This window comes from Pseudonocardia sp. EV170527-09, assembly GCF_008369905.1.
Taxonomy (GTDB): Bacteria; Actinomycetota; Actinomycetes; order Mycobacteriales; family Pseudonocardiaceae; genus Pseudonocardia.
In genome coordinates, this window is the sequence record NZ_VRMC01000320.1 from 1 (window position 1) to 521 (window position 521).

The window sequence follows — 521 nt, forward strand, 5'->3', positions numbered from 1 at the left end:
ACTAGGTGTGATGTCCAGGGAGGTTGTCCCGTCCGGGGGCGGTGAGTCTGGCTGACAGACGAAGGCCTCCGGTTGTGAAGTGGAGCTGTCTAGGAACCGCTTCACCCACCGGAGGCCTTCGTGTCCCACGCTAACGCCGCTCTGACCCCGCGCGCCCGGCTGCGGCTCGCTCAACTCGTCGTCGAGCACGGCTGGACCCACACCGCGGCCGCGACACTGTTCATGGTCTCCGCGCGGACCGCCAAGAAGTGGTCCGACCGCTACCGGGCCGAGGGGCCGGCGGGGATGGCCGACCGCAGCTCACGGCCGAGGTCCTCACCGACGAAGACCCGTGTCGGTCTGGTGCGGCGAATCGTACGGCTGCGCTGGCGGCACCGGCTGGGCCCGGTCCAGATCGCCGGGCGCCTGGGCATGGCCGCCTCGACCGTGCACGCGGTCCTGGTGCGCTGTCGGATCAACCGGCTCTCCCACATCGACCGGGGCACCGGGGAGCCGCTGCGCCGCTACGAGCACCCCCACCC

At 71.2% G+C, this 521-nt stretch carries 1 protein-coding gene; it reads left to right on the top strand.

Translation table 11 applies throughout. From position 1 onward, the window contains the following. Nucleotides 1-120: 120 nt before the first annotated feature. Nucleotides 121-521 (top strand): leucine zipper domain-containing protein (locus FVA95_RS29325; protein WP_149666943.1); only part of this gene is annotated, 401 nt, incomplete at its 3' end.